Source organism: Peribacillus sp. NPDC097295 (genome assembly GCF_044761665.1).
Lineage (GTDB): Bacteria > Bacillota > Bacilli > Bacillales > DSM-1321 > Peribacillus.
Genome location: NZ_JBIWCW010000005.1, coordinates 1 through 14,626, shown reverse-complemented (window position 1 = coordinate 14,626; position 14,626 = coordinate 1). Strand labels below are relative to the sequence as shown.

At 42.6% G+C, this 14,626-nt stretch carries 15 protein-coding genes and 1 riboswitch; of the genes, 10 read left to right on the top strand and 5 right to left on the bottom strand.

Translation table 11 applies throughout. The features are described 5' to 3' along the window. Window positions 1-261 precede the first annotated feature (261 nt). Window positions 262-1,551 (bottom strand): glutamate-1-semialdehyde 2,1-aminomutase, encoded by a 1,290-nt coding sequence (locus ACIQXN_RS10820; RefSeq protein WP_402966149.1) that lies wholly within the window; start codon window positions 1,549-1,551, stop codon window positions 262-264. Between the two features lie 218 nt (window positions 1,552-1,769). Here ACIQXN_RS10820 and chbG point away from each other — a divergent pair, with 218 nt between their 5' ends. Continuing rightward, the gene (chbG, locus tag ACIQXN_RS10815; protein WP_402966147.1) at window positions 1,770-2,516 is read left to right on the top strand and encodes a chitin disaccharide deacetylase; all 747 of its coding nucleotides are present in this window, start codon (window positions 1,770-1,772) and stop codon (window positions 2,514-2,516) included. Between the two features lie 50 nt (window positions 2,517-2,566). Here chbG and ACIQXN_RS10810 read toward each other — a convergent pair whose 3' ends face one another. Next, complete coding sequence (locus ACIQXN_RS10810) at window positions 2,567-2,887, bottom strand: hypothetical protein (RefSeq protein ID WP_402966145.1); 321 nt, start codon at window positions 2,885-2,887, stop codon at window positions 2,567-2,569. Window positions 2,888-3,041: 154 nt separating this feature from the next. Between ACIQXN_RS10810 and ACIQXN_RS10805 the strand changes: the two genes are divergently transcribed. Genes ACIQXN_RS10805 through ACIQXN_RS10795 form a run of 3 tightly spaced genes read left to right on the top strand, consistent with a single transcriptional unit; the run spans window position 3,042 to window position 5,672 of the window. Then, window positions 3,042-4,049, top strand: coding sequence for an ABC transporter ATP-binding protein (locus ACIQXN_RS10805; protein WP_402966143.1), 1,008 nt, complete (start codon window positions 3,042-3,044; stop codon window positions 4,047-4,049). Window positions 4,050-4,090: 41 nt separating this feature from the next. Next, window positions 4,091-4,882, top strand: coding sequence for an ABC transporter permease (locus ACIQXN_RS10800; protein ID WP_402966141.1), 792 nt, complete (start codon window positions 4,091-4,093; stop codon window positions 4,880-4,882). A gap of 4 nt (window positions 4,883-4,886) precedes the next feature. Next, a complete protein-coding gene (locus tag ACIQXN_RS10795) occupies window positions 4,887-5,672 on the top strand; it encodes an ABC transporter permease (RefSeq protein ID WP_402966139.1) in 786 nt (261 codons plus the stop codon). 39 nt (window positions 5,673-5,711) lie between these two features. On the opposite strand, the gene ACIQXN_RS10790 is transcribed toward ACIQXN_RS10795, so the two are convergent. Continuing rightward, window positions 5,712-6,188 (bottom strand): acyl-CoA thioesterase, encoded by a 477-nt coding sequence (locus ACIQXN_RS10790; protein ID WP_402966137.1) that lies wholly within the window; start codon window positions 6,186-6,188, stop codon window positions 5,712-5,714. A gap of 4 nt (window positions 6,189-6,192) precedes the next feature. Then, window positions 6,193-8,487, bottom strand: coding sequence for a 5-methyltetrahydropteroyltriglutamate--homocysteine S-methyltransferase (gene metE / locus ACIQXN_RS10785; RefSeq protein ID WP_402966135.1), 2,295 nt, complete (start codon window positions 8,485-8,487; stop codon window positions 6,193-6,195). A 140-nt stretch (window positions 8,488-8,627) separates the two neighbouring features. After that, a riboswitch (cobalamin riboswitch) is annotated at window positions 8,628-8,821 on the bottom strand. A gap of 286 nt (window positions 8,822-9,107) precedes the next feature. Between metE and ACIQXN_RS10780 the strand changes: the two genes are divergently transcribed. The 5 genes from ACIQXN_RS10780 (at window position 9,108) to perR (ending at window position 12,863) form a co-directional block, all read left to right on the top strand. Continuing rightward, window positions 9,108-9,530 carry a potassium channel family protein gene (locus tag ACIQXN_RS10780; RefSeq protein WP_402966133.1) on the top strand — a complete coding sequence of 141 codons (423 nt, stop codon included), beginning with the start codon at window positions 9,108-9,110 and terminating at the stop codon, window positions 9,528-9,530. 62 nt (window positions 9,531-9,592) lie between these two features. Beyond that, the gene (gene bcp, locus ACIQXN_RS10775) at window positions 9,593-10,063 is read left to right on the top strand and encodes a thioredoxin-dependent thiol peroxidase (RefSeq protein ID WP_402966131.1); all 471 of its coding nucleotides are present in this window, start codon (window positions 9,593-9,595) and stop codon (window positions 10,061-10,063) included. A gap of 11 nt (window positions 10,064-10,074) precedes the next feature. Continuing rightward, on the top strand, window positions 10,075-11,184 hold the full coding sequence (locus ACIQXN_RS10770; RefSeq protein WP_402966129.1) for an aminopeptidase: 1,110 nt from the start codon (window positions 10,075-10,077) through the stop codon (window positions 11,182-11,184). 146 nt (window positions 11,185-11,330) lie between these two features. Beyond that, window positions 11,331-12,275 (top strand): D-2-hydroxyacid dehydrogenase, encoded by a 945-nt coding sequence (locus ACIQXN_RS10765; RefSeq protein ID WP_402966127.1) that lies wholly within the window; start codon window positions 11,331-11,333, stop codon window positions 12,273-12,275. Between the two features lie 144 nt (window positions 12,276-12,419). Further along, window positions 12,420-12,863 carry a peroxide-responsive transcriptional repressor PerR gene (gene perR, locus ACIQXN_RS10760; RefSeq protein WP_402966125.1) on the top strand — a complete coding sequence of 148 codons (444 nt, stop codon included), beginning with the start codon at window positions 12,420-12,422 and terminating at the stop codon, window positions 12,861-12,863. Window positions 12,864-12,919: 56 nt separating this feature from the next. Here the strand turns inward: perR and ACIQXN_RS10755 are convergent, their stop codons facing one another. Beyond that, the gene (locus tag ACIQXN_RS10755) at window positions 12,920-13,282 is read right to left on the bottom strand and encodes a YgzB family protein (protein ID WP_402966123.1); all 363 of its coding nucleotides are present in this window, start codon (window positions 13,280-13,282) and stop codon (window positions 12,920-12,922) included. Window positions 13,283-13,470: 188 nt separating this feature from the next. Here ACIQXN_RS10755 and ACIQXN_RS10750 point away from each other — a divergent pair, with 188 nt between their 5' ends. Continuing rightward, on the top strand, window positions 13,471-14,334 hold the full coding sequence (locus tag ACIQXN_RS10750) for a nucleotidyltransferase-like protein (RefSeq protein WP_402966121.1): 864 nt from the start codon (window positions 13,471-13,473) through the stop codon (window positions 14,332-14,334). The last annotated feature ends 292 nt before the right edge of the window (window positions 14,335-14,626 follow it).

The window sequence follows — 14,626 nt, the reverse complement described above, 5'->3', positions numbered from 1 at the left end:
TATTGGTAAACTTAAAAAAGTTTAAGTTTTTTATTGAGATAATAAAGAATAAATGGATATAAATGTATTGGTATCATATCATTTAAATATTCAGAAATCAATTTTTTATACAGTATAATGGATAGGGTGAATGGGTGTGATTTGTGAGGGAATGCCATGAAAGCCAGTTTAAAAGTTTTATTTGGCTGAAATGAGAAAACCCCAAGCTGAATATTCAGCTTGGGGTTGAATTTTTATTGTATATTTATACTTTTATCTCGCTTATATTAGGTTCTTGAATGCATGTTCAACCGCTTTTAAAGTATAAGCGATATCCTCGTCCGTATGGGCCGTTGTCAGGAACCAGGCTTCATATTTAGATGGCGCCAAATTGATCCCTTGGTTAAGCATCAGCTTGAAAAATTTACCGAACATTTCGCCGTCCGTATTTTCAGCCTGCTCGTAGTTTTCGATTGTTTCTGTAGTGAAATAGATGGTCAAAGCACCTTTTAGTCGATTGATCGTAATTGGCACGTTATATTGGCGAGCGGCTTTAAGAATGCCGTCCTCCAGGATTTTTCCTAAACGATCAAGCTCTTCATAAACGCCTTCTTCTTTCAACACTTCCAAGCAAGCAATCCCAGAAAGCATGGAAGCTGGATTTCCGGCCATCGTTCCTGCTTGATAAGCGGGTCCTAGTGGTGCGACCGTATCCATGATTTCTTTTTTACCGCCGTAGGCACCGATTGGAAGGCCCCCACCGATGATTTTTCCAAGAGCGGTCAAGTCAGGTTGAACGCCAAGTAAATCTTGGGCCCCACCGTACATGAAGCGGAATGCCGTGATGACTTCATCAAAAATGACAAGAGCTCCAGCTTCGTGTGATAACGAAATCACGTCTTCTAAGAATCCAGGATGCGGTTCGACGATTCCGAAGTTGCCGACGATCGGTTCGACCAGGACACCGGCAATTTCATTGCCCCATTTTTTCAGTGCTTCTTTAAATGGTTCGATATCATTGAAAGGAACCGTGATGACTTCCTGTGCGATGCTTTTAGGGACACCAGCGGAATCGGGTGTTCCAAGTGTGGATGGACCAGAACCTGCAGCAACCAACACAAGGTCGGAGTGACCGTGATAGCAGCCGGCAAACTTGATGATTTTGTCGCGACCCGTGTAAGCGCGGGCTACGCGGATGGTTGACATGACAGATTCGGTACCAGAATTAGTGAAACGGACCTTATCAAGGCCAGGCATCGCCTCTTTTAACATTTTGGCAAAGGTGACTTCATGTTTAGTCGGCGTACCGTATAAAACACCCGTTTCTGCAGCCTTTGTGATCGCCTTCGTGATATGAGGGTGGGCATGACCTGTGATGATCGGGCCGTATGCCGCTAGATAATCGATATACTTGTTACCATCAACGTCCCAGAAATAAGCTCCCTTGGCATGATCCATGGCAACCGGCGAACCGCCGCCCACCGCTTTATAAGAACGGGAAGGACTATTCACCCCACCAACAATATGCTCCAAAGCCTCTTTATGTATAATTTCCGAATTAGTAAAATCCAATCTAAAAACCTCCTAAAAATACAAACATAATCCCTCCTAATCATAGCACTTTTCAAGCTGAAAATCCCTGGGAAATGGGGTCTGACCCCCAAACAAGTCAGCCCGACCCCATATATACCAAGCTTCTCTCGATTTTATTTTGTTTGGGAAATAGGGTCTGACCCCCGTAGTCTGGTATATTCATAGTAGTAGGTAAGGATCTTGGAAGGGGGATAAGGATGACGAAGTTGATTGTGAATGCGGATGATTTTGGGTATTGCAAGGGAATTAATCTGGGGATCATTGAGTGTTTTCAGAATGGTGTCGTGACGTCAGCAACTTTGATGGCCAATATGCCAGGGGCTGAACATGCTGCAGCTTTAGCTAAGGAAATTCAGGGTCTAGGTGTGGGGGTTCATTTGGTTTTGACCTGCGGCCATCCGGTGCGGAGCGATGTTCCATCATTGGTGAGGGAGGACGGTGAATTTCATCGAATTGGGGATATGCCAAAGTTTGCTGAACCTGCGGATATAGAGAAAGAATTGAACAGTCAGATGGAAAGGTTCCTATCACTAGGACTGAAACCGACTCACATAGACAGCCACCACCATGTTCACGGCCTGGAGAAAGTTTCCCCCATTGTTGAAAAGATAGCGAAAAAGCATGGCGTGCCGGTTAGGAGATTAGAGGATTCGCTTCATGGTTATACAGAGATAAAAACGACAGATAGATTGATAACGGATTTCTTCGGATCCAACTTGACGACGAATCACTTAATCGACATCCTGGATTCCAGTCTATCTTCCGAGACAGTCGAAATCATGTGCCATCCGGGTTATATAGACGAAGCAATCCTAACCGGAAGCTCCTATGCCCTCCCGCGCGTAAAGGAAATGTCCATCCTCACAGACCCGGCAATCCAAAAAGCCATAGCCGTTCGTAACATCCAGCTAGTCTCCTATAAAGAGCTGGGAAATAGGGTCTGACCCCCATCCGAAAAAGCTGTAACCCTTGTCGTTACAGCTTTTTGGATGCATTATTCTGTTTGGGAAATGGGGTCTGACCCCAAAATCCCTTTTATGAAGGTCAGGATGTCAAGGATGGTGTCAGGGTTTTCGATGTTGAAGGTTTGGCGTTTGATTTCGCCTTGGGCTTGGTAGTAGGTCAGGTGTCCGTTTCCTTTTTCTTCATTAATATGTAAATGAAAGCTTAACGGGGTGTGTTCGATCGATCCGGAGGAATCCCGTTGGACGATTTGGCATAATAATTGATCGTACTCGTCCTCATATAAGAAATCATAACGAAGTTCCAGGACGATTTTTTCGATTTGCGTGAGTAATAACTTTTTTATATTCATAGCATACTTGTCTCCTTTATATAGGTATCGCATACAACGTCGAAATTCGGCCTAACGACAGCCTGCTAAAAATCCAAGCATTTTAATTGTTTAAAAAGCTTAGGTTGGCTAAACTATTTGATTAGGACAAGAAATTTTGGAGGAAAATAACAAAATGAGCCATGCAATCCAGGTTAAACAATTGCGGAAGGAATTTAAGTCGGTATCAAGTCGATCCGGGTTAAAAGGGGCTTTCCGCGACTTACTTACAAGAAATTATAAAATTGTGCCTGCCGTGAACGATATCAATTTTACTGTAAAAAAGGGTGAGATGGTAGCGTATATCGGAGAAAATGGGGCAGGCAAGTCGACAACGATAAAAATGCTGACGGGCATTTTGGAACCGACATCCGGTGATATCGTGGTCAATGGCATGAATCCGCATAAAGAACGGGAGAAATTCACGCAGACCATCGGGGTCGTCTTCGGGCAACGTTCGCAACTATGGTGGGATATTGCCGTACAGGAATCCTTCCGCTTGCTGAAAAAAGTGTATAAAGTGTCTGATGAACAATATAACGATCATATGGAACATGTAATCAAAACGTTAGATATCGGGCCCTTGCTCGATAAGCCGGTGCGTAAGCTTTCCCTTGGCCAGCGGATGCGGTGTGAATTAGCCGCGGCATTGATTCATAATCCACCGTTGCTTTTCCTGGATGAGCCAACGATCGGTCTTGATGTGTTAGTGAAATTGAAGATCCGTGAGTTCCTAAAGGAAATCAATGAAAAATATAATACGACGATTCTTCTGACCACGCACGACCTAGGGGATATTGAAGCCTTGTGCGAGCGGGTGATCATGCTTGATGAAGGGCAAATCATTTATGATGGGGAATTGCAAAGCCTGAAAGACAATTGGGCAGAGGAAAAGCAAGTCCATTTCCAATTCATTGAGCCAGTCGAACTGCAAGAACTTCAATCCCTAGCACTGCCATTCAACGTAAACTGGGAATACGACGAAAAAAATTACACATACATAGCCGTGTTGAAAGAGGAGAGCGATCATATTTCTCAGCTTGTCGCCGCTGTCGTTTCATGTTTTAAAATCAAGGACGTCAAAATCCACGAAACGTCCATTGAAGAAATTGTTCGTAATATTTATGAAGAAGGCACGGTCTGACTCTTTCAGAAAAAATGTGTCTACCAAGAAGGGAGAGGACCATGGGAAAGTATCTTGCAATGATTCGCATGCGTTTTTTGATGATGCTTGCGTATCGTACCGATTATTATACCGGTATTTTAATTTATAGCATCAATATCGGTGCTTATTATTTCTTGTGGAATGCGATATACGGAGAGAAGAGTTCAATAGAAGGGCTATCGGGCATGCAGATGACAACCTATGTTGCGGTTGCCTGGATGGCGCGCGCCTTCTATTTCAACAATATTGACCGTGAGATTGCCACAGAGATCAAGGATGGCAAGGTCGCGATAGAGATGATACGTCCTTATAATTATTTAGGCATGAAAACGATGCAAGGACTTGGTGAGGGGATTTTCCGTTTCTTTTTCTTCTCCATTCCAGGTATGTTGCTCGTCGCCATTATCTTTCCTATCCATTTACCCAACGAACCTGCGACATGGGGGCTTTTCGGTATTTCCCTGTTATTCAGCTTTATCATCAATACACAAATTAACTTATTAACGGGAATCACTACATTCTTTTTATATAACAATGCTGGGCTGATACGGGCAAAACGGGTCATTGTCGATTTGTTTTCGGGGTTACTGCTGCCCATTTCTTTCTATCCGCTCTGGGCACAAGATATCATGAAATTCCTGCCATTCCAAGGAATCAGCTATGTTCCTAGCATGATTTTCACGAATGGGTATGGTGCGGGAGAAATCGGCATGGCTCTTTTACAGCAATTGATCTGGGTCATCATTCTCGTCATCCCCATCCAGGTATTATGGATAGTCGCAAAAAAACAGCTGATTATTCAAGGAGGTTGATGGGATGTTTTATGTATCGATGTTTTTACAATATGTGAGTCAGTATATGAAAACGAGATTGCAATACCGCGCTGATTTCTTCATCGAGATTCTTTCTGATTTGTTGAACCAAGTCGTGAATCTGGTCTTCATCTTAGTGGTCTTCGGGCATACGGAATTTCTGAGTGGATGGAGCCGGGATGAAATCATTTTCATATACGGTTTTTTCCTGATTCCGTTTGCGCTCTTTTCATCCTTTTTCAACATCTGGGATTTCAACGAACGCTATATCGTCAAAGGGGAGATGGACCGGATTTTGACCAGGCCCATTCACAGCCTTTTTCAAGTCATCTTAGAACGGATAGAGCTTGAATCGTTATTTGGAGTAGTGACCGGATTGATTATCATCTTTTATTCCGGTGCTTCGTTAAGCTTGGAGCTTGCTTGGTACGACCCGATTCTCTTTGTGTTGTTTGCGATTGGTGGTGCATTGGCGTATGCAGCCATTTTCGTGGCGATTGCAAGCATCGGGTTCTGGTCTGATGCCAAAACGTCCATCATGCCGATGATGTATAACATCGGGAACTACGGCCGCTACCCGGTTGATATCTATAACAAGGTTATCCGTTTCGTTCTGACATGGGTGTTGCCATTTGCCTTTGTCGGTGTGTATCCGGCTTCCTATTTTCTTAGAAAAGAAGAGTGGTATGCCTATGCATTTGCCACACCTGTCATAGGGGTCGTCTTTTTCATGATCTCGATCTTCATTTGGAATCAGGGTGTGAAAAGGTACCGCGGAGCAGGAAACTAAAAAAATCCCTTCAACAATTTTGTTGAGGGGATTTTTTGCTTATATGCGTTTGTTTTTTCTTTCGAAATATCTAACTTGTGCTTGGACGTACTGCCGTTTTTCTTCTTCTGTTTCCGGATAAACCTGTGGAACCGGTACGGGCTTTCCATCTTCGTCTATAGCAAGCATCGTTAAAAAGGCACGGGCGGTAAGTTGTTTTTCACCAGTCAATAGGTTCGCCCGTTCCACTTTTACGAAAACCTCCATCGATGTCCGATGGGCACAGGTAACATAGGCTTCCAAGTTAATCGCATCCCCCGTCTTAATGGGGGCCAGAAAGTCAAAGGAGTCGCTTGAGGCGGTCACGACCGGTTTCCGGCAGTGGCGCATCGCAGCAATACAGGCGATCTTATCCACGTATGCCATCACTTTACCGCCAAAGATGGTATTGTGATGGTTCGTATCGAGTGGAAAAACAAGATCCGTTAAAAAAGTCCGTGACTGCTGAATAGGAATCGTCGTTATAGGATCAGTCATTTTCCTATGGGACCAATAGCTTATTCCGGACTATTGTTGCAGCTTCAACCATATTTTTCAGAGAAGCAACGGTTTCAGGAACAGCCCTTGTTTTCAGGCCACAGTCAGGATTGATCCAAAATTGATCTTTATCCAGCACCTTGATACCGCGTTCAATCATATCGACCATTTCTTCCACTGCAGGAACGCGAGGGCTATGAATGTCATACACACCAAGACCGATTCCTTTTTCATATGTTTTTTCCTCGAAAGCGGAAGCGAGCTCCCCATGGCTTCGAGAAGTTTCGATGGAAATCACATCAGCGTCCAGGGAAGAGATGACATCCATGAAGCTGTTGAAATCACAATAGCACATATGAGTGTGAATTTGTGTTGTGTCTTCGACGCTCGAAGTGGAAATCAAAAATGAATGGACCGCCCAGTTTAAGTATTCATCACGGTCGCTTTTTTTCAATGGAAGGCCTTCACGCAGGGCTGGTTCATCGACTTGGATCATTTTGATCCCTGCTGATTCCAATGCCTCTACTTCTTGTTTCAAGGCCAATGCCAATTGATAGCAGATATTTTCCCGTGAAATATCGTCACGGACGAACGACCAGTTCAGAATCGTAACGGGACCGGTCAGCATTCCCTTCACCGTTTTTTTAGTCAAGGCTTGTGCATACACACTTTCTTTGACCGTCATCGGATCGATGAAATGGACATCGCCATAGATCACGGGAGGCTTTACACAGCGGGAGCCATAAGACTGAACCCATCCTTTTTCAAGAAAGACGAATCCACCCAGCTTATGACCGAAGAACTCGACCATATCCGTTCGTTCGAACTCCCCGTGCACAAGGACATCCAAGCCGATTTCTTCCTGGATATCAATCCATCTGCCAATCTCCTCGTTCACGAATGCTTCATATTGATCAGATGTCCATTCACCGCGTTTGAATTTCCCGCGGGCCTGTTTAACTTCCGCGGTCTGCGGAAAGCTTCCAATTGTAGTGGTTGGAAGGAAAGGCAGGTTGAAATACTCCTGTTGTTTTTGATAGCGCTGTTTAAATGGCAGGGTACGGCCATGGGTTTGCAGCTTCGACTGTTCAACAGCGGATTGCACGTCTTTATGGTTTCTGGCCTTTGAATTCTTTAAGGTCTGCCATGCAGCTTTGTTTGCCGCCACCTTTTCTTCGATTGATTCTAGACCTTCGTTGTTCCCTCTGACCAAAAGCGTGATTTCTTCTAGTTTCTCATCAGCAAAGGCAAGGGCTTCTTTCACATCGCTAGCTAGTTCTGTCTCGTTTCGAACCGTCACTGGAACATGTAGCAGGGAGCAGGAAGGTTGAAGCCAAATTCGATCTTCGGCTACGTGTTTCGTAATGGACCCGACCAACTCGATTTTTTTCGTCAAGTCAGAAAGCCAAATATTTTTCCCGTCAATCACACCGGCCCCAAGTATTTTATCTTGCGGGAAACCGACTGTTTGAAGATTGCTGAGATTTTTTCCTTTGTCATGGACCAAATCAAGGCCAATTCCTTGAACGGGCAAGTCGATCACTTCTTGGTAGTGCTCTACAGCATCAAAGTATGTTTGCAGCATGATGTTCAAGTTGGGTGCAGCTTCATTCAATTTTTCATACAGGTATGTAACAGTTTTCATTTCGTCTTTGGAAAGGGAAGAAACAAGGGAAGGTTCATCGATCTGCACCCACTTCACGCCTTCTTGTTCCAGCTCTCGCAAAATTTTTGTGTATAAAGGCAACAAGCTCAGGATGATGGCCGGAAGATCTTTTTTATCATAGCCTTTTGACAAAGAAATGAATGTGTAAGGTCCGACTATAACCGGTTTCGTATCGATTCCTAGTTTTTCCTTGGCTTCGCGGTAAGCGGCAAGCGGCTTGTTTTCTGTCAACGTAAGCTGAGACTGTTTTAACTCTGGAACGATATAGTGATAATTTGTATTGAACCATTTCGTCATTTCGGAAGCGACTTCATCCTTGTTCCCACGGGCCATTGAATAATAAACGGAAAGGGGGACACTGCCACCTTTATAAGCCGAATATCGCTCAGGCACCAGGCCGAACATGACGGACATATCGAGCATTTGATCATATAACGTAAAGTCGTTGACCGGGATGATATTGATGCCTTGATCCTTTTGTTTCTGCAAATTGCCTAAACGGATCGCTTCCAATTGCGACGTGAATTCCGTTTCGTTTAATGTTCCAGCCCAATATGCCTCTAATGTACGTTTCCATTCACGATCCTCACCGATTCGTGGGTACCCTATATTACTACTTTTCAACACATCCATCTCCTTTTAATGAAATATCAACAAAAAAAGCACCCCTAACCGTCAAAAGAGAAAGTTAGAAATGCTTAAAATAAAGGGGCACGAAAATACCCCTTATCCTTATAAGGTCCCTAACACTTCCCTATCTCCCGTAGGTTAAAACAGTGTTGTCGAAATAGGCAGGTCTCCTGGCTCAAGGAATCTAACTTAGCGGCTAAAGCCTTCCCAATCATAAAGATCAGTGGCAACAAACATAGCCCTAACATTCCCATTACAGTGGCGGGACCGCGCCGGAATTACACCGGACTTCCCTTTTCATCCTAAAAAATTAGGAACCTATCTCCACATATTAAATTCAAAAAAACTCGTCCATATAAAAAACAGATAGTAAATTCTAATAATATAAAATATTATAAAAATTTAACCCATCTTAGCATACCCCAATTGTATGGGTCAACAAGGAAAAAGTCGGGAAATGGGGTCTGACCCCCACCGCATATCGTCAAAACGCCTGCTGCATCTACGTATTTTTCGATCTGAAGTGTTTGGGAAATAGGGTCTGCCCCCCTAAACCGAGCATATATTGACTCGTTTAAGAGTATGTATAGGGGGAGTGGGCTGTTTTGAAATGAGGCGTAGGGATGACCTTTTATATTTTGATTGTGGGGATTATCTTTTGCATGGTGATGAGCATTCGGACCTTATTTCTTTCTGAGTCGGAGGCAAAGAAGTTTTCTCTTGAAGATATGCTCTGGCTCGGCAATTTATATGCGACATTATTAGTTGGTTTTGCACTGATTTATTTATTATACGAGCTTCAGAATCATTCGGTGATTCTTGATATGGGCAATCGGTTGGATGGGACCTTTTCTGAGCAGCTGAAGACATCCTTCTATTTTAGTGCGATGACAATGTTCTCGGTTGGATACGGGGATATCTCGCCAATCGGGATTGGCCGGATGATCGCGACAATCCAAGCATTCATTGGCTACACGCTTCCGGCCGCCTTTGTGATAAGGGCCGTAATCGATTTCGAGCAGAAGGAAAAGAACAAGAAGAAATGAAAGTTGTGTTTCTTTCGATTATTGGGTACGCTTACCATAATGAAAGAAATGGAGGGGTTAGAATGACACTTAACATTGGAGAAAAAGCACCTGATTTTCAACTGCCAGCAAACAACGGAGAACAAGTTTCCCTATCACAATTCAGTGGTAAACACGTTGTATTATATTTTTACCCAAAAGACATGACACCCGGTTGTACAACGGAAGCGTGTGATTTCCGTGACCATAATGAGCAATTCGAAGAGCTCGATGCTGTCATCATCGGGATTAGCCCGGATCCGGCAGCGCGACATGAAAAATTCATTGAAAAACATGGGCTGCCTTTCCTGTTGCTTGCGGATGAAAAGCAGGAAGTTGCTGAATTATACGGCGTATGGAAATTGAAAAAGAACTTCGGTAAGGAATACATGGGCATCGAGCGTTCGACTTTCCTGATTGATAAGGAAGGGAAGATCGTGAAAGAATGGCGTAAAGTCAAAGTGAAGGGCCACGTCGAAGAAGCGTTAGAAACTCTTCGCGACTTAGAAAAATAAGGTACAGGCTAATGAAGGATGAGCGACTGACCAAACTTGCGGAGCGGCTGATTCATCATTCATTGAGATTGCAGGCGAAAGAGAGGGTCTTGATCCGTGGACCTGTAGCCGCAAAAGCTCTAATGAAGGAACTGATTGATGAAGCCTATAGAATGGGTGCCTATCCTTATGCGGAACTCGAAGATGATGAAATCACCAGTCATCTCCTTAGAGGGAATGTTAAGGAGCAGCTCGATACCTTATCGGAGTGGAATTATAAGAAATACGAAGACGTAGATGCCCTCATCATCGTGTCCGGTGACGGTAGCGAGGGGAGAGGGGCGATTGTGCCTCCGGAAAGATATCATCTTCAAGAGGCGGCCATGAAAACGTCCACGATGTTTTTCGTCAATAATCGGCGCTGGGTCCTGCTGAATTTTCCGACCATCGGTTCTGCAAAAAAAGCCGGCATGAGCTTTGAACAATATGAAGATTTCTTGTTAAACGTTTGCACACTGGATTATCGCAAGATGGAAAGGGCCATGAAAGTGTTGAAGGAATGGATGGAGCGGACTGATCAAGTCCGAATCCTTTCGCCGGGGACCGACCTCACTTTTTCGATAAAAAATATGCCTGCCGTCATTTGCGCGGGAAATCATAACCTGCCAGACGGAGAAGTATTCACGGCACCTCTGAAAGATAGTGTCAATGGAACGATATCCTTCAACACGTCTTCTGCCTATCAAGGCAATGTCTTTCAGGACATCACACTCTCGTTTCAAGAGGGGAGAATCATGAAAGCGACTTCCAATCAATCGGACAAAATGAACAGGCTACTCGATGGGGATGAAGGATCCCGTTATATCGGGGAATTCGCAATGGGTGTCAACCCGTATATTCTGGAACCTATGGGCGATATCCTCTTTGACGAGAAGATTAGCGGGAGCCTTCACCTTGCAGCGGGTCAATCCTATCAAGAAGCCGATAATGGGAACCAATCTTCTTCACATTGGGACATGGTCTTGATCCAGCGCCCAGAATATGGAGGCGGGGACATCTACTTTGATGATATACTGATACGTAAGGACGGTTTATTTGTACCGTCGGAATTATGCCATTTAAACCCTGATCACTTAAAATAAAAGCCCTTTTTAATAGGGAGAGGCGTTTGTCCAACTCAAAAAGAGGACCCCTGAATATGATTAATTAAGGGAATACCTCCTCATGAAAAGTTGCGCGGGACATAAAGTGCCCGTGTTTTTTTATGTAAAAAAAAGGAGAGATAGTGATGTTAATACTTTCAACAATCATTCCAAAAGAAGACATTCAAACGAAGATGACCCGTACTTTCCCAAATCTTACATTCCATTACCAAGAAACATGGACCGATGAAAAACTTCAAGAAGCTGAAGTTCTTATTACATATGGAGAAGATTTAACGGATGAAATCATTGAACGGGCTGTGAATGTGAAATGGATCATGGTCATGAGCGCCGGCCTGGAATTATTGCCTATGACATCCATTGAGAAACGCGGAATCCTGGTGACAAATGCAAGGGGCATTCATAAAATCCCAATGGCGGAATACACAATGGGCATGTTGTTGCAGTATGAAAAAAAATTAAAGCAACTAATTGAGAATGAAGCCGCCGAAATATGGGACCGGAAGATAGAAGTGGGCGAATTGAATGGAAAAACGATGCTCATCCTTGGTACAGGGGCTATCGGCGGGGAAGTGGCACGTCTTGCCAAGGCATTTAGAATGACGACCCTCGGAGTCAATCGAAGCGGTAAAGCCGTTGAACACATTGATCATCTATATAGACTTACTGAGATAGGGGAAGCGTTGCCCAAAGCGGATTACATCGTTTGTGTTTTACCTAGTACACCTGAAACGAAGGATTTACTAAAGAAAGAACATTTTCAGGCAATGAAGTGCTCTGCCGTTTTCATGAACATCGGACGTGGGGACCTAGTAAAAGAAGAAGTGCTGGTGGATGCCATGGAAAACCATGAACTGGCTCATGCAATCTTGGATGTATTCGAACCAGAACCATTAGAAAAAGGTCATCCTTTCTGGAGCATGGATAATGTAACGGTAACACCGCATCTATCAAGTAAAAGCAGTGAATATTTACCAAGGACCTTTGCGATTTTCGAAGAAAACATGAAAGAATTTCTTCAAAAGGGAAATGATTTCATTAATGTCATCGACCCTAAAAAGGGATACTAGAATCAACTTTAAAAATAAGAAATATATAAATGAATGGTGAATAAACTAAGGATGTAGAAAGATTGACAAACCTAACTGATGGGGAGTACACTATTTATAAACATTATAATGTAATAATTCATACTTGATTAGAAAAAGAGGTGGATGACGGTGTCTGAAGTTCAGTTGAAAGAAGCGTTGGATTCCCTTAAAGATACCGGTGTAAGAATAACTCCACAACGCCATGCAATCCTTGAATATTTGATAAACTCCATGTCCCATCCTACCGCTGATGATATCTATAAAGCGTTAGAAGGTAAGTTTCCAAATATGAGTGTGGCTACGGTTTATAACAACCTGCGTGTGTTCCGTGAAGTGGGATTGGTTAAAGAACTAACCTATGGTGATTCGTCAGCGAGATTCGATTTCGTAACAACGAATCATTATCATGTAATCTGTCAAAATTGCGGTAAGATCGTTGACTTCGATTATCCAGCATTGGATGAAGTCGAGCACTTTGCAGCACAGGTCACCGGATTCAACGTAAGTCACCATCGGATGGAAATCTACGGAGACTGCACAGATTGTGCAAAGAAAGAAGCGCATTAAAAAAAGTTCCGCCACTTGGTTGGAACTTTTTTTGTTGCAATAGCCTATAACTACATTCACTTCAATGAATCGTTCAGGCTTTTGCGGTTATATTTTTCATCGAATTCTTCGCCCTCTAACTTTTTATCAAGGGTCAATGATTCATTACAATGCATACATATATCGACCCTTCCCAATATTTTCGTAGGTTTACCGCAGTTCGGGCAGATAACCTGGATCGATTTTGTGGAAAGCATTCCAATCCAAAAGTATACGCCAGTGCTTGCGATAATGAATAAAAGTCCCAGGCCCATGAATAGCGTCATGACGATAGGATGCGATTTGAAGAATAGACCAATATACATCACGATGAAGCCGACGAAGATCAAACTTAAAGCAAACGTACGGATTTTATTGATTTTGCTAGAATATTTAGCCATGGTCAGACCCTCCTAAAATATAACTTTAACTATAACATAAACTAGGTCTGGAACAAAAAAGAAATAGAGGATACAAATGTCTGTTGAATGATGAATGGAAAATTGGATATCTCATCTAGGTTGAAAAACAGGATTTTTGAAGAGAATTGTCGAATGTAAAAAGAAAAAAGGTTTTGGAGGAATTTATAATGGAAGATATCCTTCGCCCGATTTATCAAGAGCGAGCAAGTTTAAAGTCTACACTAGGAATTTTATTGATAGAAAAGAGAGAGCATAACAGTCCGATAACCGATACGTTTGACTATATTCTTTTTGTCATTGTCGATGATGCAGAGGAACCCGTTTATTTAAAACATTACACCTATCAAGATAAGAAGGCTGCTTTACACGTTGTGAAAGAAAAACAAGTGAAAGAATGGATTTTGCTAGGATCAAACCGAAAAGTAGTGGATTGGATTTATAATGGGAAGATCTTGTTCGATCGCAATGAATACTTGGAACAGTTGAAAACCGAAATCCATGAGTTTCCCTTCTATGGAAGAAAGCTGAAGATGGGCATGGAATTCGCGAAATTAATTCGTAGATATAAAGATGGTAAAGACTTTTTCGAAAATGGCCATTACTTGGATGCCTATAACCACATTGTTCATTCGTTACATCATCTGGCCCGTTTGGAAATAATAGAACAAGGTTTTCACCCCGAGGTCACGGTATGGAACCAAGTGAAACATATGGAGCCGGAAATATATAAGCTATATGAAGAACTAATAAGCAGTGAAGAAACCTTGGAGAAAAGATTGGAACTTCTTTTTCTAGCTAGCGAGTTTCTTATATACTCCCGCACAAATGTCGGCTCTCAGCATTTAATTGAAATAATGAATACAAGGGAAGGTTCTTGGAGCATTGCAGAGTTGATGGAACATCCCGAACTAAGTTATTATTCATTGGACATAGGTGTTCTTTTAGAATACTTAATAGAAAAGAAAGTAGTCGATACCATTAGAACGGAGACAAAAGGACACGAGGTTTATCACCGATTTTATAAAGTATAAAAAATATCTTAAAAAATCATTTTTAGTATTGACCTATAATAATATAGGTGTTATATTAATACATGTCGCTGCGGGACATCAGCTTTCGCAGCTTCAACAAAACTTTAACGAAATAAAAAAACATCAAAAAACATGTTGACAACACAAACTGAAACATGATAAGATGTAAAAGTCGCTTACAGAGTAAACGACAAAACAAATTGCTCTTTGAAAACTGAACAAAACAAAGCGCCAACGTAAATTTTGAGTGAGCACACACTATTAAAAAAGCAAAATGAGCAAGTCAAACATT